This window comes from Microbacterium sp. (genome assembly GCF_031178445.1).
Taxonomy (GTDB): domain Bacteria; phylum Actinomycetota; class Actinomycetes; order Actinomycetales; family Microbacteriaceae; genus Microbacterium.
Window position 1 is genome coordinate 314,176 of sequence record NZ_JAPSIY010000002.1, and the last position, 23,669, is coordinate 337,844.

Genomic DNA, 23,669 nt, shown 5'->3' on the forward strand with positions numbered 1-23,669 from the left:
CAAGTCGACGCCAATCCCGTCAGCATTGCCCTAAAGCCGTCGAACCGTCCCCTAACCGGTAGACAGCTCGTATCCCCTCGACATACGTGTCGAAACGAAACGCTCCCGGGTCGCGAAGTCGGTTGGGAACGGCAGTCGCGAGCGCGTCGCGCACAGCACGAGCAGCAGATGCCGGAACCGCCGGGTCATAGAAGTGGTGCTGCTCGGCGAGCTCAGCCATCTCCCTCGCTCCGCCCTGATGCGGCACAACCAGCGACAGACCTAAAGCGGCGGCTTCTACGACAGCGAGGGGAGCGTTCTCGATCCACGTCGATGGGTAGACAAGCGCGGTGTGGCGGCCCAGGACATCGGCAATGCCGTCATGCCGCACATGCCCGTGCAGGGCAAGATCCACATAGCTGCTCCGGCCTGCAAAATCAACTAGCTCGTTCCGCTGAGGACCGTCGCCGTACACATCGATACGGCAGCTGACACCTTCCCGTTCGAGCATCTCCGCAAATGTCAGCAGACCCTTTGCCGGCGTGAGACGACCAAGAAACGCGAGACCGCTCCGTGGACCTGTGGCCTTGTCCGGGCCCACCGAGATGGGGTTGCGGAGTACATGAACGGGAATGGTGACACCGGCATTGCGCAAGGCCGAGGCGATCAGTTCGCTCGGCGAGATGATGGCGTCGATCACGCGTTCCAGGTGGCGTACTCGGTATGCGTACACATGTTGTGCGAGCTTCAGCGTAGAGTGCGCCCACGATCGCCGATCGAACTTGTGAAACCAGCGGAATCTCGGCCTGCTCACGTCGTAGGAGACGGGGCGAGAGTGCACGAAATGCTGAAACCCGCTGTTGGGACAGATCAAATGGAAGTCGTGCGCTGTGAACACGACCCGTGTTGAGGGATGAGCTCGCTTGTACTCGCGAATCGCGGCGAGGACACTAGGCGAGAGGAAATGGTAGTAGTTCTGCAGATGGACGAGATCGGGTCTGCTTCGCTCGAGTATGGCGAGCACGCTGCGATAGTGCCGGCGGGAGTACACGTACGACAGCGGCGTTCGGATCGGATCGGCGGTCATCACGGTGACATCGTGACCCAAGTCCCGGGCAGCGCGCACAGTGGCGTCGAAGATGATCTCGGCACCGCCGCCGTTCAGAGACGAACCGTCGGTGTCGGCTAGATGCAGGCTCCGAAACTGGCGAGTCATGCCGCGACGACTGCCGCTCTGCGTTCAAGCAGCATGCGCACGACGTCGGCGTACCAGCGCCCCGCTCGGTGTTCGATCAGTCGAACACCCTCAAGGCATTCGAGTGAGAATCGATCTGCATCCATCTCCAGCGCTTCCCGGGCCGCCCGAACTGCACCTGCGGTGTCCTCACACGGAAATGTGCGCATTCCGAGATTGTCTGGCGTGAGGTAGGGCATCAGGCCGACGCGGCTCGCCACACCGAATGCGCCACGCGATAGCACCTCCTGTGCCAGGAGGCAGGCAGCCTCGCTCCTGGACGGAACAATGAAGATATCGCCCGGTTCGATCCAGGATGAGTCGCGACGACCATCGACGAGCCACGGTGCGAGATCCCGTCGCAGGCGTCTCGCGTATCGGTCGTCTTCACTGAACCCACTCCCGAGCGCGACCCGGCATTCATACCCGAGCTGCTCCAACGGCCCGAAGATCGCGGGGAGCAGATCGAGCCCCTTCTCGTGATCCGGACGCCCATAAGATTTCACTTTCCCAGTACGCGTGATCCCGCCGGCAGGATAGTCAGCGGCGCGCGTGAGCGGTTCCTCGAGGCTCAACCAGCTGGGAGTTCGAGCATCAGCGCGCAAGGAGGTTAGTCCAGGCTCCACGACTACGGCCTCATCGAACTCACCTAACAGTCGCTTCGTGGCGAACGCTCGAAGAGGGTCTGACGGATAGTTGTGCACTATCGCGATCGTGTGAACGCGCGCGCCGCGTGACCGCAGCCGGCGCGCAGCTCGCAACACTGCGGGCATTCCCGAGTTTGCGTTAGAGACCATGACGACGGCGTTACCCGGCGACAGCGCGTGGCTGAACGCGTCAAGGTCGGTATGGCGGGTCACGCCGTCGGGAATGCTGATCTTTCCCTGCCCGGTTGCTGGCATCACTAGGTGAACGGCGGGCTGCGTCTCAAGATGACGGAGAAGGTGTTCCAACACGACCTGGCCGCCGCCGCGCTCGAGCTTCGGGTCGAAGATCATAAGCACTGCGGCGGCGTCCGATCGGCTCATCGCTGCTCCTTGGGTGAGGCGAACATGAAGTCGCGCAATCGTCGTGCGAACTGCTCCTCGCTGAACCGTCGAGCGCTGGATCGGTCCGGAGCCGGAAGAGAGGCTGCGCGTTCGATGGCTCGAGCCAGATCGACGTCAGCCGTCGAGTCTGCGATGACTCCGCTGATACCGTTCTCGAACGTCTCTAGCTGACCGCCGATCGGCCCAGTGACCACGGGTGTTCCAGCGGCCTGAGCCTCGACGGGCGCGATTCCGAAATCCTCGACGGCGGGGAACACGAACACCGTCGCTTGCTGCATCAGGGCGTAGAGCAGCTGGTCGGACGGCGACAGCAGGATCGTCACCGGCACGCCGGCGTCGGCCGCGATCGCACGCAGGCGCTGTTCCTCCGGCCCCCGCCCGGCCAGCACCACAGGCAGTCCGACCCGCTCGCCCGCGGCGATGACGAGGTCGAGGCGCTTGTACGGGATGAACCGCGAGGCTCCGAGGATGAATTTCAACGGCAGCTCTTCGAGCAGCCGGCGCTCCGACTCCTCCTGCACCTCGGCTCGCCAGTCATCGTGCGAGAGGATCCGTTCCACGGCGACAGGCGGGTGGATGACGGTCGCCTCGCGCTCCCAGGCTTGCGCGATTCGGTCCCGCACGAAGGCGCTGTTCGCTGCGACCGCGGTTGCCTCTTGCGCGCGCTTTCGATCAATGCGACGGAACAACGGTGACACTGCCCGAACAGCGGCGCTGTTGCCGCGCTCATCGAGTTCAGGATTCCAGATGTATCGGGCTGGTGTGTGGGCGTACACGTACTTCGGAATATCTCGACCCGCGAGCGTTGCGTGATGAGCGAAGAGGTGCGAACTGACCAGCATCCAGTCGTAGTCCCGCGGTGAAGGAAGCTGTCGCCAAGCGCTGACCGTGAAAGGGAGCGCGAGCGCCTTGTGCCTGCGTAGCGGTGTGCGAGCAAGCCAGGTCTCGCGTACCGAACGGTCGGCGAAGCGGTCGGGAGCATCATCCCACAAGCACTGGATGTCGGCATCCGGGAACGTTCGCGCCATTGCTTCGAGGACGTTCTCGGCACCGCCTGACGACTCGATCCATTCGTGGACGAGCAGGCCGGGCATCAGGGGCGCCCCATCCCGTAGTACTGCCAACCAGCTGCACGCCACGCGGACGCCTCCAACCCGTTCCGACCGTCGACGACAACGCGGCCGTCGGTGAGCGTCGACGCGTGGTCGGGGGTGAGCTCGCGGCGGTACTCGTCCCACTCGGTGACGAGCACGACAGCATCGGCGTCGCGGATGGTCTCGTCGCGGTCCGCTTCGTAGGTCAGCTGCGGATGGAGGCGTCGCGCGTTTTCGATTGCTTGCGGGTCTGTGACGACCACGTTCGCGCCCAAGCCGTTGAGTCGCACGGCGACGTCAAGCGCGGGGGAGTCGCGAACGTCGTCGCTGTGCGGCTTGAAGGCGGCACCGAGCACCGCGACCTTCTTGCCGTAGACACTGCCGCCAAGGCCCTCGACCACCAGTTCGACAGCCCGGTCGCGACGTCGCAGGTTGATCGCATCGACTTCGCGGAGGAAGTTCACCGATTCACCACGGCCCAGCTCTTCGGCACGTGCAGCGAAAGCGCGGATGTCTTTGGGCAGGCAACCGCCGCCGAAACCGATGCCGGCGCCCAGGAAGCGCCGGCCGATCCGGACGTCGTGCCCGATCGCGTCGGCGAGCTGAGTGACATCCGCACCTGTGACCTCGGCGATCTCGGCCATCGCATTGATGAACGAGATCTTGGTGGCGAGGAAAGCATTCGCGGCAACCTTCACCAACTCGGCGGTGGCATAGTCCGTGACGATGAACGGCGTACCTTTGTCGACCGCGGGGCGGTACACGTCCTTCAGCAGCTCGGCGGCGCGCTCGCCGTCTCGGCCGGAGGGCACACCCGCGACGAGACGATCGGGATCGATCGTGTCCTGCACCGCCCAGCCCTCACGGAGGAACTCCGGGTTCCAGACGAGAGTGGCACCGGCCGCGGAGACGCGTGGCGCGAGTTCAGCAGCTGTACCAACAGGAACGGTGGACTTGCCCGCCACCACGTCGCCTTCCGACAGATGAGGAAGGAGCGAGTCGACCGCGGCGTTCACAAACGTCAGATCGGCTGCGTCGCCGCCTGGCTGCTGCGGAGTGCCAACGCCGATGAAATGGACGGCGGCGCCAGCGGCATTAGCGACGTCCGTGCTGAACCTCAGCCGGCCGTACTGGAGCCCCTCGGTGAGCAGGTCTTGTAAGCCCGGTTCGAAGAAGGGAGCCTCACCCCGTGTGAGTGACTCGATTCTGCGTGGGTCGACATCGATGCCGATGACGTCGTGACCGATCGACGCCATGGCTGCGGCGTGCACAGCACCCAAATAGCCGCAGCCGATGACTGACAGACGCATCGCTTCCCCTCCCCGAACGGCACTGCCTCTATCATTCCCTATGCAATCGGCATCGCGTCGTGCCGTTGCTCAAGTAGGCGCTCCCAAGCCATGCGCTCAGCCAGGTGAACGAGATGTGGATCCTCGTGAATAGGCAGCGGCGTACGGCATGGATGGCCCGATCGCCCGCTCGATTGCGCGCAAGTTCCAACTCGCAAAAAGGGCGCGCCCCCAAGAATGGAGACGCGCCCTTGCTGTATTGCGGATCAGAGAATCGAGATCCCGATCTCCGACGAGGTGTTGTTGTTGCTGGTGACGCCGTCTCCCGCCAGTGCGACCTCCAGAAGTTCGGGGTCCCCGCCCAGCAGGCTCTGAAGGAGCGACAGGTCAAGCAGGCTGTCGAGCGTCGTCCCGAGGTTGATCACGAGGGATTCGCCCGGTGCAATAGCGGGGAGCGTCAGGGTGTCCGAGCCGTCGCCGGGGAGGACATCAACTCCGACGCCGCTAATGTTGAGCGTCAGCAGCGCCGAGTTGTACGTGACGGTAGCCGTCGCACCAGCAGGAGACGCTACGGTTCCGTTGTTCGTGATCGTCAGCGTGTTCACGACGTTGATGGACGCGAGCGTTACTGGGCCGAGCGAGAGGTTAAGCGTGACGGGACCGCTCAGCACCGGCACCAGGTCAGAGGTAGCGGCCGACGCAGCAGCCAACGGGGTCGCAGCCGCGACGGCGATGACGGGCAGCGACCAGGCCGCGCCCTTGACGAGCGTGCGGCGCGAAACTTCAGTCTTCTCGATGGTCATGGTTCTCCTGGGGAGTTCGTGGCTTTCGCCTGGCGAAGAAGAGGGGCGCCACTCGGGGAGCGGCGGATGTCGGATGACATCTCCGAGAGTGTCGGAGAAGTCGCGAATCGCATGCTCGCTTGTCGCCAGATGATCGAAGAGCGGCGGAAAACGATCGAATCGGGCCTTCGAGAAGCGCCTCGCATCGGGGGATACTGGGGCGATGGGGATGGATGCTTCGCGCATCCGGGGGCGGCAGGGGAAGCGCTCGCGGGTCGGCGACCTCTGGGCGGATGTCTGGAGGTGGTGTCTTTTCGCGTGCGGCGTCGTCTTCGCGGTGTATCTGCTGCTCGACCGCGGCGTCCCGAACGGCGCCGTCACGGCATCCGTCATCGCTTGCCTGGCGATCGGAGTCGTGCTCACCACCGCCGAACCGCTGGCGATCGTCCTGATGGCGACACCTGCCCTACTGGTCACCGAGCGGCTCGGGGTCGGCAGCGTCGATCTCACCGTCTCGGATGCGGCGCTCGCAGCCGCGTTGGGGGCGGCGGTGCTGCTGGGGCGTCACGACTACAGCCCGCCGATGAGAACCCTGCTGTGGGCCAATCTGGGCTACCAGTTCTCGACGGTCTTCACGGTCATCGTGAATCCCTACTTGCAGAACACGATCGAATGGGTGCATGCCTGGCTGCTGGTCTCCGGCGCGCTGGTCGCCGGCTGGGTGGTAGGCCGAGCCGGGCGCGCCCGCCTGGTGTTCACCCTGTTCCTGGCGGCGACTGCTCTGATCGCGATCGGCACGTTCGGCACGGCGATTGCGCAGACTGTGGCGGGGGAGCCCTTCCAAGCCGTCTACCCGGCCTGGCCCTGGCCGATGCACAAGAACTTCGCGGGCGGCATGCTGGCGTTCGGGGCCCTCGTCGCCTACGTCAACCCGCCTTGGGCGCGCATCGACTCGCGATGGGCGAGGGCGGCGTTCGTGATCTTCCTGATCGGGCTCGTGCTCACCCAATCGCGGCAGGCAGCCATCGGCCTCGCGATCGCACTGCTCGTGCACACCCTCCGTCGCGGGGCGGCCGACCACATCGTGCTCGTGCTCGTACTGGCGATTCCCGGGGCGATCCTGGTGGTGCAGAGCGTGATCGAGCAGATCGACTCGCAGAACAAGTTCAACTCCTTTTACCAGCGGGTCGACTGGCTTCGCGAGGTGTACGCCCTCTGGAAGCACTCGCCGCTCTTCGGGCACGGGCTGCGCTACTGGTACGTGCACCCGACGGCCGATTTCCAGCCTCCACAGGCAGAGGTCGAGGTCGTGGCATCAGCCGGGATCTTCGGCCTGGTCGGGTTCGTCGCGATGTGGGCGGTCATGCTCGTCGTGCTGTGGCGTGTGAATCCCCAGTTCGGCATGCTCGCCTTCGGTCTGGTGCTCTCGCGCATCGTGCAGGCGCAGTTCGACCTGTTCTGGGTGGCGGCGCAGGTGTCGGTGCCATTCTTCCTGGCCGGGTTGTGCCTCGGCGCGCAGGCCCATGCCAGGGAGCAGCAGCCGGACACCGATCTGTGGGTGTCGCGGCGAAAGCGGAGTCGCCGCGCGATGGCGCGCGGCACGCTCGATCGGAGGCTGGCGAGAGCCGGGGTGCGGCCGGAGGAGCTGAGCGTATGATCAAGCACAACGAGGGGGCTTGGGGATGAGGCTTCGTGATTACGCCGGCGCGTTCCGACGGTATTGGCTCGCGATCATTCTGATGATGGCGGTGGGCGTTGGCATGGGCTACGGCTGGGCGAAGCTGCAGACCCCAGTGTATGAAGCCGACGCCAGCGGTTACATCACCATCAGCGACCAGACTGACGAGTCGCTGTTCTCACCGGGGCAGGCGGACAGCCTCGCCAAGAGCAAAGTGCCCACCTATCTCGACATGGCGACCTGGCGCTCCGTCGCACAGCACGCCGCCGATGAACTCGGACTATCGGCGTCGCCCGAAGCGCTGGTGCAGCGAATCGTGGTCGAGAACCCTGAGGGCACGGCGATTCTGAAGATCACGGCCAGTTCCGAATCGCCGACGTCTGCACGTGATCTCGCCTCAGCCTGGGTGACCGCGCTCGCGTCGGAGATCGATCGTGTTGAGGGCAGCGGCGAGCCCGGCAGCGCCGACATGACGATTCAGCTGGGGGAGTCGGCGTCGTTGCCCGGCGCGCCCATCTTCCCCGACACCGTGATGGCGATGATCGTCGGTCTGCTGCTCGGTCTGGGCGGTGGCGTCGCCTTCGCACTCGTCCGCGCAATCGCCGATCGTCGGCTACGAAGCGCCGACGACGTCGAGCAGCGGCTCAGCGTTCCGGTGGCGGGGACCCTGCCGGACGTCGGGACGCTGTCGGGCGGCAAGCGTCTGTATCGGCTGGACGAAGAGGTCACCGGCGTGAAGGCGCAGCGCGCCGATTTCGCGGTGCGGGAATCACTGCGGATGCTGCGCACCAACCTGCAGTTCATGAACGTCGACCATCCGCCGCGCACCATCATCGTTACGAGCGCGATGCCCGGTGAAGGCAAATCCACCGTGGCGGCGAACCTGGCTGGAACACTGGCCGCGAACGGGGCGCACGTGATCCTCGTCGACGGGGATCTGCGCCGCCCGACCGTGGCCGACACGACCGGGGTCAACGGCGACATCGGGTTGACGGACGTGCTCGCGGGACGGATCGACATCACGCAGGCGCTTCGACGCGTGAACGGCATCCCCAACCTCCTGGTGCTCCCAGCCGGGACGCTGCCGCCGAACCCGAGCGAACTGCTCGGCTCCGAGCGCATGCACTCCCTGCTCAAGGATCTCGCCAAGCACGCGATGGTGATCGTCGATGCCCCTCCTCTGCTCGCCGTGACCGACGGCGCCGTATTGACCAGGCACGCGGACGGGGCACTCGTCGTCGTGTCGGCAGGACGCACCGGGTACGACGTCGTGGACAAGGCGATCGACGTGCTCGAGAAGATCCACGGACACGTGCTCGGCGTCGTGCTCAACCGTGTCCCGGTCACCGGCGGCACCTATGGCGGCGTGTACGCCTACGAGGCCGCCGGGGCCGAAGCCGACGACCGCCATGAGCGGCCGCAGGCCGAGGCGCATCCGCGTAAGAAGAAGACCGCCTCGACGAGGGGAGTGCCGGTGACGGCGGACTCCGCGTCGACTGCGCGTGCCGGATCGCGCGGGCGACGCCAGGCGTCCGCACCGCGACCGGCAGACAGTGATCTTCTCGACGAACTGTTCGACGATTCCCCGCCGGACACGGCGGTGGTGGGCCGCATCCCTGATGGCGGGAAGTGATGCGGGGCGGCGCCACCGCATCGCGCTGATCTCGTCGTCGTACGCACCGCACGTCGGCGGGGTGGAGGAGCACGTCGCGCAGATCGCGGACGCCCTGCACGTCCGAGGTCACCAGGTCGAGGTGTGGACCGTCGACCGCGGGGCGCGTGCCGCGCCGACCGATACCGGAAAAGTGCCAGTGCGATATCTGCCCACGCCCCTACCCGCCCGCCGACTCGGTGCACTGCTGAAGTATGCGTACACCGCTCCGGCGGCTCGACGAAGATGGAAGGCCGCCGCTGGCGCGCTGCAACCAGACGTGCTGGTCGTGCAGTGCTTCGGCCCGAACGGCGTGTACGCGCTGCGGCTGCATCGTCGGACAGGCATTCCGCTCGTGGTCGTGTCGCACGGCGAGACCCTCGGAGACGACAACGCCGTTTTCGCTCGATCCAGGCTCTTGCGTTCCACGTTGCGGGATGCGCTCACGGCATCGGCCGCTCACGCCGCCCCCAGCCGCTACGTGCTGGACGATCTGACAGCAAGATTCGGCGCGCGTGTGGGCACGGTCATCCCGAACGGCGTCGCGGCGCTGCCGTCGATCGGGGATGTCGCCCGGCAGGATGATCTGCTCGTCGCCGTGGGCAGGCTCGGAAGAATGAAGGGATTCGACCTTCTCATCGATGCGGTCTCGCGCATCGACGACGTGAGACTCGAGATCGTCGGCGACGGCCCTGAGCGAGACGCCCTGCAGCAGCGGATCGAATCCGCCGGTCTCAACTCGCGCGTGCGCCTGCTCGGCGAGCGGGATGCTTCAGGCGTGGCCGAGCGCATCGCCGCGGCGACCGCGGTGGTGGTGCCCAGTCGTTCGGAGTCGTTCGGCATCGTCGCTCTGGAGGCGTGGCGCGGCGGCGCCCCGCTGCTGATGACCACTCGAGGGGGCGCGGCCGAGTTCGTGCGCGACGGCGAAGACGGCCTGCTGGTCGACCCGCTCGACATCGAAGCGCTCGCCACGACCATCCGGAGGCTGATCGCCGATGCCGGATTGCGCAGCAGGCTGGCCACCGCTGGAGCCGAGCGCGTACGTGCGTTCAGCTGGCCGCGCGTCGCCCTGCTGTACGAGATGATGCTCGACGCGATCCTCCGTCGCCCTCGGAACGGCGCGTGACGTGGCCGTTCTGAGGTACGAGGGCACGCTGCGCCGCCGCGCACGCCAGCTGCGACGCTTCGCCACTGCGTTCACGGAGACTCGGTCGCGCACGTCGGGCGCTGTCGTCCCCACGTTCTGGTGGGACGGTCACCCCAACTTCGGCGATGACCTGACACCCATGCTGCTGCCGCGCTACGGACTGGTGCCCCTGTACCGCGAGCCCCGGGCGGCGCGCCTGGTCGGCGTCGGCAGTCTGCTCGAGTTCTTGCCGCGCGACTACTCGGGCGCGGTCTGGGGGACGGGGCTGATGAACGACGCGCCGCATCCGCTGGCCGACGCTGCCGTGCTCGCCGTGCGCGGACCCCTCACCGCTGAACGCATCGGTGTCGAGGAGGAGCCCGCATATGGTGACCCCGGGCTGCTGGTCTCGCGCCACATCGCGCGACCAGCGGAGGACGGGCGGATCGTGGTCGTGCCACACGGCCACCATCGCGCCCACGAAGCGCTCGCGGCGCTCACCCGTCGGGCGGGAGATTTCGCGCGGACGGTCAACGTGCACCGGCGTGCGGCATCCGCCGTGCGTGAGATAGCCACCGGACGCGCGGTGGTCACCACCTCGCTGCACGGGCTCGTCACAGCCGACGCCTACGGCATCCCGGCGGTCTGGACGACCCTGGATCCGCCGCTGGGCGGCGGCGACTTCAAGTTCCGCGATTACGAGGCTGCGGTCACGCCCGGGCGCACCAGGTTCCGTCCCTTCGAGCAGGCCGCTTCGCTGGCAGAGCTCGTCGATGACGCGTGGGCGGCCGATACGGTCGTCGTCGACCGGCTCCGTGACGGTCTCGAAGCCGCGATCCGCGCGGCAGCCGATCTGGATCTCGGCCAGCATCCGTTTCCGCGAGGGGTGTGGAAGGGCCTGCGCGGGTGAACGGCGCGGACGACTTCAGAATTGGTCCGCGACCGCTCGCCACACAGCCGCGTGCCCCGCGGCGCTGCGTTCCCAGGTGAACTCCGCCGCGTGCATGCGACCTCCCCGCACCAGAGACGAGAGGGCGGGGTCGCCGGAGGTCGCGTCGGTGAGCCCCTGAGCGATCGAGGCGGCATCGGGTTCGACGAGGATCGCGTGACCGGCGGCGACCTCGGGCAGGCTGCTGGTGTTCGCGGCGACCACAGGCACGTTCGCCGCCATCGCCTCGAGCACGGGAAGGCCGAAGCCCTCGTACAGCGAGGGGACCACCACGGCTGCCGCCCCGGCGACGAGCTGAGGCATATCACCGTCGGGCAGGCGGCCCAGCAGTCGTACACCCGCCATGTTGTGGAAGAGTGCGGAGCGACGCGGATGCGGCGGGCCCGCGAGCAGCAGCGTCAGGTCGGGGCGGGCGCGCCGGACCGCGGGCCAGGCCTCTGCCAGGGCGGCGAGGTTCTTCCGTTCGGCCGCACCACCCGCGTGCAGCACGTACGGACCGTCTGCGCCCCACGCACGCCGCTGCACCGCAGTCGGAAGGGGCGCGTCGAAATAGCGCGGGTCGACGCCGTTGGGCACCACGTGCGGATCACTGATGCCGAGGAAGTGGACGGCTTCGGCGGCGGTGAACGCCGAAACGCAGACCACCGCGGCGGAGCGACGCAGCTCATCTATGGCAGAAGGCACCGGAGCGGACTCGTCCGCGAAACGCCAGGCCACGACGTCGTGCAACGTCACGACGTCGGCGTGCGGTGACGGGGGCAGCTCGAGCGCCATGCGGTGCGACACCGTGTCGCCGGCGTGCAGCATCCGGCCGACGGCACGTCGAACGGTCGGCGAGGCGCGCGCGATGCGGCCGAGCGGCAGGCGGCGGTTCCCCGGCAGTGCCGAGCGCATCGAGCGCACCTCCAGCGTGCGCACGCGCCACGGCACTGGTGAGTCGAGCAGTGCCTCCGGTGCGCGGGCGATCACCTGTGCCTGATAGGCCTGCGCCCCCATCGGCGTGCTCGTCACGATCGTGCTGATGGATAGCTGAGGCATACGCGTCTCTCGTTGCGGGACCGGTGCCCCGAATCTAGCGCCCCGACGAATCACTCGGCCACCGCGTCGCTATAGTCGAGTCAACGTCGGTTCCGTGGGGGGATCGCCTGGGGAGTGGAGCACGAGGTGCGTGACGCCGTGGTGGTCGTGGCAACGTTCCGCAGGCCGGAACACGTGCGCGCATGCCTGCAGCATCTGGCGGCGCAGACCGTGCCTGCGAAGCGCATCGTCGTGGTGGATGCTTCGCCCGACACGCTCACAGCCGACGTGGTGGCGGATTTCCCCGGCGTGGAATACCGGCGCAACGACCTCGGGGCGGGAACGCTCGCGGCCTCGCGCGCGATAGGAGCGGTGGACGCGACCGAGGAGGTCGTGGCGTTCATCGACGACGACGCGTATGCCGAACCCCAGTGGCTCGAGCGGCTGCTCGCCGCCTACGAGCCCTCCGACGTGGGCGCGGTGGGTGGACGTGCCCGCAACGGCAGGGAGGGCGAGGAGCACGACGGAGTGGATCGCATCGGGCGCTTCCTGCCCGATGGGAGGCTGACCGGCAACTTCGCGGCCGATCCCGGACGCACGGTCGATGTCGACCATATGCTCGGCGCCAACATGTCGGTGCGCACGCGGGCGCTGCACGAGATCGGCGGCATCCACGACTACTACCCCGGCACCTGCCTGCGCGAGGACAGCGACCTCGCATTGCGCGTGCGTAGAGCCGGATACCGCATCGTGTACGCGCCGGATGCCGTGGTGCTGCACGTGGCCGGGGACTACGCCAAGGGCCGACGGTTCGATCTGCGCTACCGCTTCTATGGGGCACGCAATCATGTCATGCTGCTGCGCACCACGCTGGGTTGGACCGACCCCCACCTCTCGCGCTACCTGCTCTCGAACGGCGCCCGTATCGCCGCCGAAGCGGTCTCCGGCGTCACCGGCTGGCGATCCAAGCAAGGCGTCCGTGCCCGCCTGCGCGGCGTCGCCGGCGGCCTCACACGCGCGGCGACCGACCTCGTCGGCACCGCGTCGGGCCTGCTCGCGGCCCTCCGCCCGAACGACCGGGCCCGTGCCGTCTACACGGGCGATCATCCGTGATCTGAGGGGATTGCCCTCGCTTCGAGTCGCGTACGCTCTGCCCGCGCAACGCGCGAGCCCAGAGGCGCGCACACGCGCACGCTGAACCGATATTCCCGATACCTGTTGCATACGCTGGCGATGCGCTACTCTGGCCCTGGAGTGCCTGCGGTGTTCTCGACTCTATGGGGGAGTCGTGCCGAGGCAGACAATTGGGGAATACGCTCATGGGCGAGAACTTGCAGAGCTCGAGCGACGGCATCAGCCGCCGCACCGTTACCAAGGCGATGGCGTGGGCTGTTCCCGCGATCGCGGTGGCAGCTCCGATACCGGCGTTCGCCAGTTCCGGAACTGTCACCATTCAGAGCGCTGGCGCGTGTAAGTCGCCCGGCCAGGGCAACAACTGTGCCGCTTGGAACAAGGGTTACGTCCTTGGCTTCGACGTCACCAACACCCACACGCACGCGATTCGTGTGACGTTCTCCGGCTTGGAGATCACCTCGGGCATCGGCAGCGAAGGCTGGTACCTGTTCAACAACGTGGTCATCGTCGATGCCTCCGGCACGGAAACCGTCGGCATCGGCCTCGACAACAACGGCACCAGCGAGCAGACGTCGGGCAGCGGCACGGTCGACGCCTACTGGGAGAACGTCGACGACCCGAGCGAGAACGGCACGATCTTCGACATCCCGTTCTCGTTCAACAGCACCGCTCCCTGCGTGCAGACGTTCGGCACCAACTGCCCGCCGAACGGCTGAGCCCCGCTCGACGCCGGAACCGGCGGTCGTCCGGCGGTTCTACCGGACGACCGCGTCCTCGGTGCGGGCGCGCGCCTCAGGGCCGCGGGAGGACCGCGCGGAACTCCTGCACGCGCGTCGACCAGTCCACGGCGTGGGCGTCCGCGCCCTCCGGGAACGAGGTCGTGCTGGGCACCTGGGATGCGACAGCATCCGCGAACGCCGCGCTCGGCGCGACCAGCACGCCCTGAGCGTCACGGAAGCCGGCCACCGGGGTCGACACGACGGGGCGCCCCACCGCCTGATACTCGTACAGCTTGAGCGGATCGAGGCTGTCGGTGAACGACGTCACGACGTGCGGCACCACGAGCACGTCTGCATGCTGCAGGTACCCGGGCACCTCGTCGCGCGCCCGCGGCCCCAGCACCACGGCGCCGGCCTGGCGCACGCGCGCGGAATCCCGCGCTGTCCAGGCCTCGGGTCCGACGAACACCAGCGTGCCCCGGCCGCGTAGCGCCTGCGCCGTCGCCACGCACAACTGGACATCGATGCGATCGCGATGCAGTGTGCCCAGGTACAGCGCATACGGCTCTGCGGGAGCATCCGCCGGTCGAGGGGCCGGCCGCAGATAGCGTGCAGTGTCGACCCCGTTGCGCACCAGCGTGATCCCGGGGCGCTGCTCCGTCTTGCGACGCACCAGCTCGGGAGAGCAGGCGACCACCGCGGCCGCCTCCCGCAGCAGCCACGCCTCGCCCTCGGCGATGCGTTGCCGCTCGCCTTCAGGACGGTCGGCGGACAGCCAGTCGTCGGTCATGTCGTAGAGCACCGGCCATCCCGAGCGCCGTGCGAGGTGAACGGATGCGGGGTCGTTGATCCACAGCACCGGGTGCCGCATGCCGAGTCGCAGCGCCGCCCGCTCGGTCACGCGAGCCAGGCGGTCGTCCGCGGTGCGATCCACCCTCCGCGGCAGCCACTTCACCGGGCGCAGCCCCCAGAGCCGCTCGTCGATGCGGCGCAGGCCGCTGCCCATCGCCGGTCGCCTGCCGTTGCGGACGTCGTGCAGCGGGTCGTCGGGCGGCTCCACGAACAGCACGCGGAGTTCGGGGTCGGCGGCCAGAAGCCCCGCCACCAGGTACTGATTGCGGCGCCACACGCCATCCCACGGCTCGAGTGAGAGCACAACCAGGTCGCTCATGCGCGCCACCCGCGTTCCGTGGCCAGCTCGATCGCCCGCTCGTAGACCTTCTCGGTGCGCGCGACCTGCCCGGCGAGCGAGAACTCGGCGCGCGCGCGCTCGCGTGCCTCTGCGGCGAGGCGGGAACGTCGTGCGCCATCGGTCGCCAGCGTCCGCAGCGCATCGGCCGCGTCCTCGATGTCGCCGGGACGGAAGCCGCTGCGTTCGTCGAGTCCTGCCAGCACATCGAGATGTCCCGCCGATGCCGCCGCGACCGGAGCGACGCCCGCCGCCATCGCCTCGAGCACCGCGAGTCCGAGTCCTTCGACATCGCACGGCGCCAGGAACAGCGATGCGCCGTCGAGCAGTGCCGGCAGATCTGCCCGGAACCCGAGCAGCCGTACGGAGGAGCCGACGCCGAGATCGTCCACCAGTCGCTGCAGCGCATCGCGCTGGGTCCCGTCGCCGGCGATGTCCAATCGCCAGCCGTCGTGCGCGAGGCCGGATGCCACGAAAGCACGGATGCCGACTTCGGTGCGTTTCTCGGGCTGCAGGCGCTGCGCCATCAGCACGATCTTCCCGGGATGTGCCGCGGCCTCGGCGTGCGGTACCCCGGAGTGCACGACCGTAGAGGGAAGGCCCGTTGCGGCGGCCACGGCCGAACTGATTGCGATCTCGGCGTCCACCGTGCGCCGCAGCAGCAGATCGACGGGGATGCCGATGACCCGGCCGCGACGCAGAGCGAAATGGCGCGTCGAGACCAGCGCCGCACCGCGGCGACCGCGCACGAGAGCGGCCGCCGCGTCGGCATCGGTCATGTGCGAGTTGATCACGTCGAGTCGGTGGCGACGGCGGCGCAGGGCGGCGACCCCGGCGCGCACGCCCTCGGCAGGCTCCCACGTCGCTCCGGCGGCGCGGAGCTGCTCCGGCATCCGTGTCGCCGCTCCGCCGGCGACGTGCACCACATGACCGCCGGCGGCCTGTGCGACGGCGAGACGCAGCACGAACTGCTCGACCCCTGCGAATCGGTCGGAGCAGACCAGGTGCATGATCTTCATGATCGCGCCCCACCGCGCTGCGTCGCGAGTTCCCCCAGCAGCTGCAGGTATCGCTCAGCCGTGGCGCGCCAGGTGAGGTGGATGACCGAATCCCGGCACGCCTGCCGCCACTGCGCCACCTCGGTGGCGGCGACCGACTCGAGGCGATCGGCTATCTGGCGCGGCTCAGGATCGACCAGGTAGCCGTTGTGGCCGTCGACGATCACCTCTGGCGCAACCCCCACCCGAGTCGCGATCACCGGTATGCCGGAGGCCAACGCCTCGGTGATGACGAGACCGTACGACTCATAGGCGCTGGGGAAGGCGAACATGTCGGCGGCTGCGAACCAGGGCGCCAGGTCGACCTGCGGACCCGCGAACAGCACCCGCTCTGCCACGCCGCGGTCGATTGCGCGCGCCGTCATGCGATTGACGGCGGAGCGATAGCCGCCGACGACCAGCAGCATCACGGTGGGGGCGTCGACGAGGGCGTCGATCAGCAGCGCCACTCCCTTGCGATCGAGCTCGTGACCGATGAACAACGCGACCCGATGCTCCTCGTCCAAGGCGAGCCTGGCGCGAGCGGCCTCCCGCTCCACCGGAGTGGGCGGACGGTGCTCCTCGAGGTCCACCCCGTGCCCGATCACGTGCACGGGCGGGCGCACCCGGCCGTAGGTACGGCGCAGTACTTCGACTTCGCTGTCACACAACGCGACCACAGCGCGGTGCGTGCGGCCGCGATAGCGGTACCGGTCACGAAGATACGTGAAGACGTGCAGCGGGTTGCGCAGCATCCGCCACAGCATGTGACCGCGCGCCCGCATGGTCTCTGAGACGACGCCATGGTTCACGTACACGTCGCCGGCTAGCGCGGCGTTGTGGCAGATCGACACGGCAGACGGATGCTGCGCGAGATGGCGGCGCGCGCGCATCCCGCCCCGCAGGCTGAAGGAGACCGCAGTGACCAGCCGTCTGAGACGCTGGGCCGTCAGCGAGCGCGGCACCGGATGGCGGCGCCCCAGATCGCCCTCGGTGAGCGTCTCGGCGGTGTGGCCCATCTCGACGAACTGTCGGTGCAGGTGCCAGGCCACCCCCGAGATACCGCCCCCGCGCCCCATCGTCGGCACGATCTGCACGATGTGCATCAGCCGGCCCCTCGGAAGCGCTTCTCCACTCGCACCGGGCCCAGCCGGTAGAGAGCAGCGCGGCGACGGGCCGCCGTGCCCCGTTCGCCGGGCAGCATCAGGGAGCGCGCCGTCGCGCCGAGCGCTGCCGCCAGCCGGGCGCTCTGCCAACCCACCGCACCGAAGTGCTTGCGCATGTAACGCTCCTGCGACGCGTGGAAATGCGCCTCGCGCCGGCGCGGATCGGTGCTCGTGCCGCCCGCCAGATGCACGGCGTGCACCTCGGGAACGGCCCGATGCCGCCAGCCCAGCAGGTGCGCGCGGTATGCCCAGTCGGTCTCCTCCGCGTACAGGAAGAAGCGCTCGTCGAATCCGCCCACCTGCTCAAGGGCCTCGGCACGCAGCAGCAGCACCGACCCGATCACGAACTGCGGACCGCCGGTCAGCCGTCCCAGACCGACCGCCTCCAGCCAGCTGCGGTGCGGCGCCGGGAACGGCCAGGAGACCCGCGCCGCATGGCCGGTGTCGTCGACCTGGGCGGGGCCGACGCTCGCGAGATCCGGTTCGGCCCGCAGCGCACTGTGCAGGTGATCGATGCCCGCAGGAGAGATCTCGGCGTCGGGGTTCAGCAGCAGCACGTCGCCGCCCGGTACCAGGCGGTCGCTGAGCGCCAGGTTCACCGCGGCGCCGAAACCGAGGTTCGCGCCGGCGTCGCGGTAGCGCACTCCGAGCTCCGCGCACAGGGCTGCGATCTCGGGCAGGGAGGAGTTGTCTATGACTGTGACGGGCAGGTCTGCAACCGGCGCCAGGGCGCGTCGCAGCATCCCGACCGCTCCGTACGCCACGACGATGACCTCGATCCCTGTGCGGGGCGATCCGGGCGCACGCGCGACCGAGGCGTAGAGCGAGCGGTAGGCGTCGGCGACCGCCTCCCAGGAACACTGCCGCGCCCGAGCCAGGCCGGCGGCCACCAGCTCCGCTCGGCGGGGTCCGGCGGCCTGCTGCACCGCATCCGCGAGCGCCTGAGCGTCGCCGGCGGGCACGACGATGCCCGCACCCCCGACCACGTCGGGGAGGGCCCCGGCATCGCTCGAGACCACAGGAATGCCGGCCGCCATGGCCTCGACCGCCACGCGGCCGAACTGCTCTGTCCATCGGTTCGTGGGGATCGAGGGCACGGCGAGCACATCGATCGTCCGGTAGTAGCCGGCGACGTCGTCGGGCGGGATCGCCCCGAGCAGGTCGACTCGCCCCGTGAGCCCGCGCGATCCGATCAGGGTCGGCAGCTCGGCGGCCAGTGGGCCAGCACCTGCGATCCGGGCACGCAGGTGCGGGCTCGCCCGCAGGGCGTCGAGCAGCGTGAGCACGCCCTTCTCCGGAACGAGCCGTCCGAGCAGCCCCACGACGGCGGCATCCGCGCGGGATCCGTCCTCTACGGGCGGCGAGGTCGCGGCGCCGGCATGGGAGATCGGATCGACGCCGAGCGGGATCACCCGCGCCTTCCCCGGGAAGCCCTTCTCGGTCGCGATGCGCGCGGCCTCGCTGTTGCACGCAGAGATCCCCGCCGCGCTGCGCAGCGCCCAGCGCTCCAGCCAGCGGAACGGCACGGGGTAGCGCTTGTCGAGGTTCTGCGCGGTGTACAGCACGACGGGTGCGGGGTTGCGCCGCAGCGCGCGCATCAGCAGCACCTGCGCAGTGCTCAGCGCGAACGGCTCCTCATGCACGTCGATGACGTCCCATCGCTCGCCGAGCGCCCTCCACAGTGGCCGAGGTGCGTAGACGAACAGGGCCGGATGCCGCCCGAAGGCGCGGGCCGGTCGAACCTGCTCCTCGGGAGCGGCGTCGAGCTCCGCCCAGGCACCGCCTGCGTGCCAGCGCGGCGCCGTGATCAGCGTGACGTCATCGCCCGCGGCGCGCAGCGCGCGTTCGCGGCCGCGCCACGCGGCGATCGCGGCGCTGTGCGAGATACGCAGCACGCGCACAAGGCCTCCCCAGGGTTATGCTGTCTGCAGCAACCATATCCGCCGCGGAAGTCACTGGGGAGTGCTCCGCGGGGAACGATTCTGGGGATCGATGGGGGATGGGAAGCGTATTCACTGGGGACCCACGGCCGCGCATCGTGCACCTCGACCACACGACGGTCAGGGGCGGCGCGGAACTGGCACTCGTGCGCCTGCTTTCAGCGCGCACCGACTGGCGTGCGGAGGTGCTGCTGCCCGCATCCGATCCGGACGACGTCTTCGCACTGCTGCCCGCAGACGTCCCCCGGCTCTTCGCCGGCGTGCGCCAGCTGGCCGGTGGGAGCGGAACGTCGCCCGTGCGGCTCCTCGGCCTCGGTGCGAGACTGACCGCGCAGGCCGCCGCCACCCGGTGGCACCGTGCTGTGCTCCGCAGCGACCTCGTCGTGGCGAACAGCACCCGTGCAGCCGCATACGGAGCCCTCGCCGTGCGGGCGTCGGCCCGCCCGTTCGTCGTGCACATCCGCGACATGGTCGACCTTCAGAGCCTCGGCGCCTTCGGGTACCGGCTGATGACCAGGCTCATCCTGCCCAGAGCCGATGGTGTCGTGGCCAACTCGCGCATCACGCTCGAGAGCGCCCGCCCGTTCGTTCGCGAGGATGCGGTCGCGGTCAGCATCCCCAGTGCCGCCGGCATCCGCACCGGCGTCGCAGCGAAGCGAGTCGACGGTCCGCTTCGCATCGGGATGCTCGCCCGCATCGACCCCTGGAAGGGTCAGCGCGAGCTCCTCGAAGCCTTCGCGCTCGCCTTCCCCGATGGTGACGCGCAGCTCGAGCTCGTCGGCGGTGCTCCGTTCGAGCATGAGGACTTCGCAGGCGCACTGCGACGCCGTGCGACGGAACTGGGCGTCGCCGCGCGCGTGCACCTGCCCGGCCACGTCGACGACACCGCCGCGCGCATCGCGACGTGGGACATCGCCGTGCAGTACTCCACGCGGCCGGAGCCGCTCGGGCAGAACGTGCTGCAGTATCTCGCGGGTGGCGCGGCGACGGTGGTCGCGGACGAGGGCGGGCCGACCGAATGGGTCGACGACGGACGGAACGGCCTGCGGGTGCCCCCACGCAGCATCCCGCAGCTCGCCGAGGCACTGCGGCGGCTGGACGCCGACCCTGACCTGCGCTCACGGCTGTCGGCTCTAGCCCTGCGTACGCCGGGACTGATGGACGACGACGCCGTCGCACGAGCGCACGGCGAGGCATACGGAGAGGTGCTCACCCGCCGGAGACAGAGCGCGAAAGCCCTAAGCTGACGCCGTGGGAGCCATCAAGGAGACGCCGATCCCGCTGGCGGTGCGGATCGAGCTGTGCCGCGCGGGCGTGCAGGTGATCGCCGACCGGCTCGGCATCCGGATGCTGCACATCAAGGGCACCACCGTCGACCGATCGATCCGCCCCAAGACACGCAACGGCAGCGACGTCGACATCATCGTGGATCCGGCAGCGGTGGGCATTCTGCACGAAGCACTGCTGGCGCACGACTGGCAGGTGTACAGCTCCTTCGAAGACGGCTCGCCGTTCGGCCACGCCCAGACGTACTGGAACAGCGACTGGGGCTACATCGACCTGCACCGCCGGTTCCCCGGCATCGGGCTCGCCGACGACAGCGCCTTCGAATTGCTGTGGGATCAGCACTCGACCGTGGTCGCGGCAGGGCGCGAGATCGCCGTGCCCTCCGTCACCGCACAAGCGGCGCTGTACGTGCTCAACGCGGCACGCGGCAGCACGAACGACCGGGCAGAGGCGCATCGTTTCCATCGCGCGCTGGCCGTCGATGAGCGCCTCAGACTGGACCTGCTGATCGACCGTCTGGACGCAGTGGTGGCCGCTGCCGTCGTCTCAGGGGAGTTGCAGCGGCACCGGCGGCGCGCTGAGTATCTGCTCTGGAAGACGGTCTCCGAGGGAGGGACCCGCACCCAGGAATGGTGGGGGAGGGTGCGCGCCGCGCGCTCGTGGCGTGAGGCGCTGCACATCATGATGCGGGCTCCGCGGGTGAACCGCAGCAGGCTCGCGCACCAGCTCGGACATGCTCCTACTCGCCTCGACGTGTTCCGCGCCGCGATGACGCGGGCGCGCGTCGCGGTCGGGGAACTGCTGCCGCGAAGGAGCAGGGGATGAGCCGCCTCGTGCGGGCGGCGGACGTCGGCGCCGTCGACGACGGGTCCCGCATATACGCCGCTGTCCTGCCGGACGGGCCGATCTTCGTGCTGGCCGACGATGCGGCCGAGGTCTGGCGGGCCGTCGAGCGGCGCGACGGCGACATCCCGGCAGCCGACGAGAACGTCGCGGCCCTCGTGCAGGCCGGGCTGCTCACACTCGAGGAGGACACCTGATGCCCATGGCACTGACCATCACCCCCGCACTGATCGTCGCGGCCGTCCTGCTCGTCAGCGGAGTGGCCAAGCTGCGCACACCCGACGACGAGGCGGGGTGGACCGAACTGGGAGTTCCGGCAGCGCTGAGGCGTGGCTGGCTGATGCGGCTGCATCCGTTCGCCGAGATCGCGCTCGCCCTGGCGCTTGCACTGCTCGGCGGCGTCCTCGGCGTCCTCGCCGCCGTCGCCGCAACCCTGCTCTTCGCGGTGTACCTCGTGATGATCTGGCGCGCCAGGAAGCAAACACCCGATGCCTCCTGCGCATGCTTCGGCGAGCGCAAGCCCATCACGGTGCGCACGCTGCTGCGCAACGGATGGCTGGTGCTGCTGTCGGGTCTGGCAGCGGCCACGATCGGCGTGAGCCCGCTCTTGGGCGGTGTTGTCGCTCTCGCCCTGCCGAATTGGAGCTGGCTGCTCGCGCTCGCCGCCGTCGCAGTGACGTTCGTGCTGGTGCATCAGCCCGCTCCGTCGGCATCCTCGCCGGACGACACGTCAGTGCCCGCACCGACGGCCGCGGATGATCTCGACGACTACATCCGCACTCGCACGCCGGCCGTGCCGGTTCAGCTCGGCGACGGCACCACCGTCAACCTGCGCACCCTCTCTGCGCGTGCGCCGATCCTGATCCTCGCGGTCTCGGAGACGTGCGGTTCGTGCACGCCCGTGATCGAGAGTGCCGAGCATTGGCGGACCCTGCTTCCGGAGGTCTCCGTGCGGCTCCTGCTGCGTGCGACGCCTGAGCAGAGCACACTGACGAGCAGCGTGGAGCCGCAGACCCTGCATGATCCGCAAGGGTACGTGCGTGACTCGATCGCCGAGTGGCCCACACCCACAGCCGTGCTGCTGGGTGCCGACGGGCTTCTTGCCGGGGGGCCCGTCAGCGGCCACCCTGACATCCAGGAGTTCGTCGCCGACATCTACGAGTCCTTGCACGGCGTCCGGCCGCCCGTCTGACCGCCACCGGATCGAGGGCGGGTCGCGACCGTCGTACCACCATCGAACCGGCGCGCCACCATCGAACCGACGTCGGTTGCTTGGTGGGGTGCGGGTTGCTTGGTGGCGCGCGTTCCCTTCCACAGGCTTAGGGATTCGCGGCGGGATCCATCCGAGACTGTGGACAACGCGTCATGGGCGCTCCGGTAGGGGCAACGTGGACGGATGGGGTCGAATCCACAGCCGCCGAAGCGCGCGATCACGCTGGCGGACGCCGAACGGATGCTGCGCTCGGCGGGCGATCTGCTTGCAGCAGGGGCGACGGAGCGCCGCATCCGTCAACGCGTGGCTGAAGGCGTTCTGGTGCGGATACGTCGCGGGCACTATGCGACGGCCGAGGACTGGCGGCGCCTCTGGCCGGAGGGACGCCACCTGATGCGGGTACTCGCGGTCTGCCGAGACGCGGCGACTGCGCCAGTGCTCTCTCACGTCTCCGCCGCCGTGGTGCATGGGTTTCCGCTGTATCGGCTGGCTCCGACTCGCGTTCATGTGACCGTCCCGTCACCGTCGCATGCGGCGAGCGTCCCGGATGTTCTGCGTCACGAACTTCCTCTCGACGACACCGATGTCGTGGAGATCGGCCCGTTTCGTCTGACCGGCTTGAACCGCACCGCGATCGACGTGGCGCGTACCCTGCGGCTGGAGGCTGCGCAATCGATCGCGGATGCGGCGCTTCGGCGGGTGGCGGTCACGGGGCACCGACAGGATGCCGACGCCGCCGGCGTGTGGCGTGAAGATCTGCACTATCGCCTTGAGCGTCTGCGTGGACGTCCGGGCGTACGCCGGGCGCGCGATGTCGTGGATTTCGCCGACGGCCGGGCGCAGCTGCCCGGCGAGAGCGTGAGCCGATTGCGGCTGAGGAGGCTGGGGTTCCGCGAAGTGCAGCTGCAAGTCCCGGTGACGGGCCCGGGCGGGAACGAGTTCTTCATCGACTTCGGACTCGACGAGATCGACGCCTACGGTGAGTTCGATGGAATGGGGAAGTATGTCGATCCCGTGCTCCGCGGCGACAAGCACATCGAGGAGACGGTGCTGAGCGAAAAGCGCCGGGCAGACTGGGTGCACGGCACGACCGGAAGACGGATGCTGCGCTGGGAGAGCGAGCACATCGCGACGGTCCATTCGTTCGCCGCGCGGCTCGCCGCGTTCGGCGTGCCTCTCACGTCGGACCTGCAGCTCGACCGTCGTCGGCTGCGCTGAGCGAAGAAAGCGCGCGTGCCACCATCGAACCGGCGCGCCACCATCGAAACCACGCCGGTTGCTTGGTGGGGCGCG

Annotated in this window: 21 protein-coding genes; 11 read left to right on the plus strand and 10 right to left on the minus strand. The window is 68.7% G+C overall.

The window, feature by feature from the left end; genetic code table 11:
* Positions 1–19 precede the first annotated feature (19 nt).
* The 5 genes from RIN43_RS04340 to RIN43_RS04360 all read right to left on the minus strand — a co-directional run bounded on the left by RIN43_RS04340 (position 20) and on the right by RIN43_RS04360 (position 5,448).
* Entirely contained in the window at positions 20–1,195 is a 1,176-nt protein-coding gene (locus RIN43_RS04340) for a glycosyltransferase (protein WP_309127653.1), read from the minus strand.
* Positions 1,192–2,241, minus strand: coding sequence for a hypothetical protein (locus tag RIN43_RS04345; RefSeq protein WP_309127654.1), 1,050 nt, complete (start codon positions 2,239–2,241; stop codon positions 1,192–1,194). The genes RIN43_RS04340 and RIN43_RS04345 overlap by 4 nt, the downstream gene beginning before the upstream one ends.
* Positions 2,238–3,356, minus strand: coding sequence for a glycosyltransferase (locus tag RIN43_RS04350; RefSeq protein WP_309127655.1), 1,119 nt, complete (start codon positions 3,354–3,356; stop codon positions 2,238–2,240). Before RIN43_RS04350 ends, RIN43_RS04345 begins: the two co-directional genes overlap by 4 nt.
* On the minus strand, positions 3,356–4,666 hold the full coding sequence (locus tag RIN43_RS04355) for a UDP-glucose/GDP-mannose dehydrogenase family protein (protein WP_309127656.1): 1,311 nt from the start codon (positions 4,664–4,666) through the stop codon (positions 3,356–3,358). Before RIN43_RS04355 ends, RIN43_RS04350 begins: the two co-directional genes overlap by 1 nt.
* 245 nt (positions 4,667–4,911) lie before the next feature.
* Entirely contained in the window at positions 4,912–5,448 is a 537-nt protein-coding gene (locus tag RIN43_RS04360; protein ID WP_309127657.1) for a hypothetical protein, read from the minus strand.
* A 202-nt stretch (positions 5,449–5,650) separates the two neighbouring features.
* On the opposite strand from RIN43_RS04360, the gene RIN43_RS04365 reads away from it, so the two are divergent.
* The 4 genes from RIN43_RS04365 to RIN43_RS04380 are packed head-to-tail and all read left to right on the plus strand — an operon-like array spanning position 5,651 to position 10,792.
* Positions 5,651–7,084 carry an O-antigen ligase family protein gene (locus RIN43_RS04365; protein ID WP_309127658.1) on the plus strand — a complete coding sequence of 478 codons (1,434 nt, stop codon included), beginning with the start codon at positions 5,651–5,653 and terminating at the stop codon, positions 7,082–7,084.
* 25 nt (positions 7,085–7,109) lie between these two features.
* Positions 7,110–8,738, plus strand: coding sequence for a polysaccharide biosynthesis tyrosine autokinase (locus tag RIN43_RS04370; RefSeq protein WP_309127659.1), 1,629 nt, complete (start codon positions 7,110–7,112; stop codon positions 8,736–8,738).
* Positions 8,725–9,882 (plus strand): glycosyltransferase family 4 protein, encoded by a 1,158-nt coding sequence (locus RIN43_RS04375; RefSeq protein ID WP_309127660.1) that lies wholly within the window; start codon positions 8,725–8,727, stop codon positions 9,880–9,882. The genes RIN43_RS04370 and RIN43_RS04375 overlap by 14 nt, the downstream gene beginning before the upstream one ends.
* A 1-nt stretch (position 9,883) precedes the next feature.
* Positions 9,884–10,792 carry a polysaccharide pyruvyl transferase family protein gene (locus RIN43_RS04380; RefSeq protein WP_309127661.1) on the plus strand — a complete coding sequence of 303 codons (909 nt, stop codon included), beginning with the start codon at positions 9,884–9,886 and terminating at the stop codon, positions 10,790–10,792.
* A gap of 15 nt (positions 10,793–10,807) precedes the next feature.
* Here the strand turns inward: RIN43_RS04380 and RIN43_RS04385 are convergent, their stop codons facing one another.
* A complete protein-coding gene (locus RIN43_RS04385) occupies positions 10,808–11,869 on the minus strand; it encodes a glycosyltransferase family 1 protein (protein ID WP_309127662.1) in 1,062 nt (353 codons plus the stop codon).
* A 126-nt stretch (positions 11,870–11,995) separates the two neighbouring features.
* On the opposite strand from RIN43_RS04385, the gene RIN43_RS04390 reads away from it, so the two are divergent.
* Entirely contained in the window at positions 11,996–12,961 is a 966-nt protein-coding gene (locus tag RIN43_RS04390) for a glycosyltransferase family 2 protein (RefSeq protein WP_309127663.1), read from the plus strand.
* Between the two features lie 206 nt (positions 12,962–13,167).
* Positions 13,168–13,698 (plus strand): hypothetical protein, encoded by a 531-nt coding sequence (locus tag RIN43_RS04395; RefSeq protein WP_309127664.1) that lies wholly within the window; start codon positions 13,168–13,170, stop codon positions 13,696–13,698.
* A 76-nt stretch (positions 13,699–13,774) separates the two neighbouring features.
* On the opposite strand, the gene RIN43_RS04400 is transcribed toward RIN43_RS04395, so the two are convergent.
* From RIN43_RS04400 to RIN43_RS04415, 4 genes are read right to left on the minus strand one after another with little or no spacing between them, the layout of a single operon-like run.
* Complete coding sequence (locus RIN43_RS04400) at positions 13,775–14,872, minus strand: glycosyltransferase (RefSeq protein WP_309127665.1); 1,098 nt, start codon at positions 14,870–14,872, stop codon at positions 13,775–13,777.
* A complete protein-coding gene (locus tag RIN43_RS04405; RefSeq protein ID WP_309127666.1) occupies positions 14,869–15,909 on the minus strand; it encodes a glycosyltransferase in 1,041 nt (346 codons plus the stop codon). The genes RIN43_RS04400 and RIN43_RS04405 overlap by 4 nt, the downstream gene beginning before the upstream one ends.
* Positions 15,906–17,033: a glycosyltransferase gene (locus RIN43_RS04410; protein ID WP_309127667.1), complete on the minus strand. Its 1,128-nt coding sequence runs from the start codon at positions 17,031–17,033 to the stop codon at positions 15,906–15,908. The genes RIN43_RS04405 and RIN43_RS04410 overlap by 4 nt, the downstream gene beginning before the upstream one ends.
* Positions 17,033–18,994, minus strand: a complete 1,962-nt coding sequence (locus tag RIN43_RS04415; RefSeq protein ID WP_309127668.1) for a glycosyltransferase — start codon at positions 18,992–18,994, stop codon at positions 17,033–17,035. The genes RIN43_RS04410 and RIN43_RS04415 overlap by 1 nt, the downstream gene beginning before the upstream one ends.
* Positions 18,995–19,092: 98 nt before the next feature.
* On the opposite strand from RIN43_RS04415, the gene RIN43_RS04420 reads away from it, so the two are divergent.
* The 5 genes from RIN43_RS04420 (at position 19,093) to RIN43_RS04440 (ending at position 23,594) form a co-directional block, all read left to right on the plus strand.
* Complete coding sequence (locus tag RIN43_RS04420) at positions 19,093–20,280, plus strand: glycosyltransferase (protein WP_309127669.1); 1,188 nt, start codon at positions 19,093–19,095, stop codon at positions 20,278–20,280.
* A gap of 4 nt (positions 20,281–20,284) precedes the next feature.
* On the plus strand, positions 20,285–21,145 hold the full coding sequence (locus tag RIN43_RS04425; protein ID WP_309127670.1) for a nucleotidyltransferase family protein: 861 nt from the start codon (positions 20,285–20,287) through the stop codon (positions 21,143–21,145).
* Complete coding sequence (locus RIN43_RS04430) at positions 21,142–21,360, plus strand: hypothetical protein (protein WP_309127671.1); 219 nt, start codon at positions 21,142–21,144, stop codon at positions 21,358–21,360. The genes RIN43_RS04425 and RIN43_RS04430 overlap by 4 nt, the downstream gene beginning before the upstream one ends.
* Complete coding sequence (locus tag RIN43_RS04435; protein ID WP_309127672.1) at positions 21,360–22,355, plus strand: MauE/DoxX family redox-associated membrane protein; 996 nt, start codon at positions 21,360–21,362, stop codon at positions 22,353–22,355. Before RIN43_RS04430 ends, RIN43_RS04435 begins: the two co-directional genes overlap by 1 nt.
* 204 nt (positions 22,356–22,559) lie before the next feature.
* Positions 22,560–23,594: a type IV toxin-antitoxin system AbiEi family antitoxin domain-containing protein gene (locus RIN43_RS04440; protein WP_309127673.1), complete on the plus strand. Its 1,035-nt coding sequence runs from the start codon at positions 22,560–22,562 to the stop codon at positions 23,592–23,594.
* Positions 23,595–23,669: the final 75 nt, after the last annotated feature.

What these genes read in the sequence shown, in the direction of transcription:
- RIN43_RS04340 (WP_309127653.1), bottom strand. Translation starts at nt 1,195, where the DNA reads ATGACTCGCCAGTTTCGGAGCCTGCATCTAGCCGACACCGACGGTTCG.
- RIN43_RS04345 (WP_309127654.1), bottom strand. Translation starts at nt 2,241, where the DNA reads ATGAGCCGATCGGACGCCGCCGCAGTGCTTATGATCTTCGACCCGAAG.
- RIN43_RS04350 (WP_309127655.1), bottom strand. Translation starts at nt 3,356, where the DNA reads ATGCCCGGCCTGCTCGTCCACGAATGGATCGAGTCGTCAGGCGGTGCC.
- RIN43_RS04355 (WP_309127656.1), bottom strand. Translation starts at nt 4,666, where the DNA reads ATGCGTCTGTCAGTCATCGGCTGCGGCTATTTGGGTGCTGTGCACGCC.
- RIN43_RS04360 (WP_309127657.1), bottom strand. Translation starts at nt 5,448, where the DNA reads ATGACCATCGAGAAGACTGAAGTTTCGCGCCGCACGCTCGTCAAGGGC.
- RIN43_RS04365 (WP_309127658.1), top strand. Translation starts at nt 5,651, where the DNA reads ATGGGGATGGATGCTTCGCGCATCCGGGGGCGGCAGGGGAAGCGCTCG.
- RIN43_RS04370 (WP_309127659.1), top strand. Translation starts at nt 7,110, where the DNA reads ATGAGGCTTCGTGATTACGCCGGCGCGTTCCGACGGTATTGGCTCGCG.
- RIN43_RS04375 (WP_309127660.1), top strand. Translation starts at nt 8,725, where the DNA reads ATGGCGGGAAGTGATGCGGGGCGGCGCCACCGCATCGCGCTGATCTCG.
- RIN43_RS04385 (WP_309127662.1), bottom strand. Translation starts at nt 11,869, where the DNA reads ATGCCTCAGCTATCCATCAGCACGATCGTGACGAGCACGCCGATGGGG.
- RIN43_RS04395 (WP_309127664.1), top strand. Translation starts at nt 13,168, where the DNA reads ATGGGCGAGAACTTGCAGAGCTCGAGCGACGGCATCAGCCGCCGCACC.
- RIN43_RS04400 (WP_309127665.1), bottom strand. Translation starts at nt 14,872, where the DNA reads ATGAGCGACCTGGTTGTGCTCTCACTCGAGCCGTGGGATGGCGTGTGG.
- RIN43_RS04405 (WP_309127666.1), bottom strand. Translation starts at nt 15,909, where the DNA reads ATGAAGATCATGCACCTGGTCTGCTCCGACCGATTCGCAGGGGTCGAG.
- RIN43_RS04410 (WP_309127667.1), bottom strand. Translation starts at nt 17,033, where the DNA reads ATGCACATCGTGCAGATCGTGCCGACGATGGGGCGCGGGGGCGGTATC.
- RIN43_RS04420 (WP_309127669.1), top strand. Translation starts at nt 19,093, where the DNA reads ATGGGAAGCGTATTCACTGGGGACCCACGGCCGCGCATCGTGCACCTC.
- RIN43_RS04430 (WP_309127671.1), top strand. Translation starts at nt 21,142, where the DNA reads ATGAGCCGCCTCGTGCGGGCGGCGGACGTCGGCGCCGTCGACGACGGG.
- RIN43_RS04435 (WP_309127672.1), top strand. Translation starts at nt 21,360, where the DNA reads ATGCCCATGGCACTGACCATCACCCCCGCACTGATCGTCGCGGCCGTC.
- RIN43_RS04440 (WP_309127673.1), top strand. Translation starts at nt 22,560, where the DNA reads ATGGGGTCGAATCCACAGCCGCCGAAGCGCGCGATCACGCTGGCGGAC.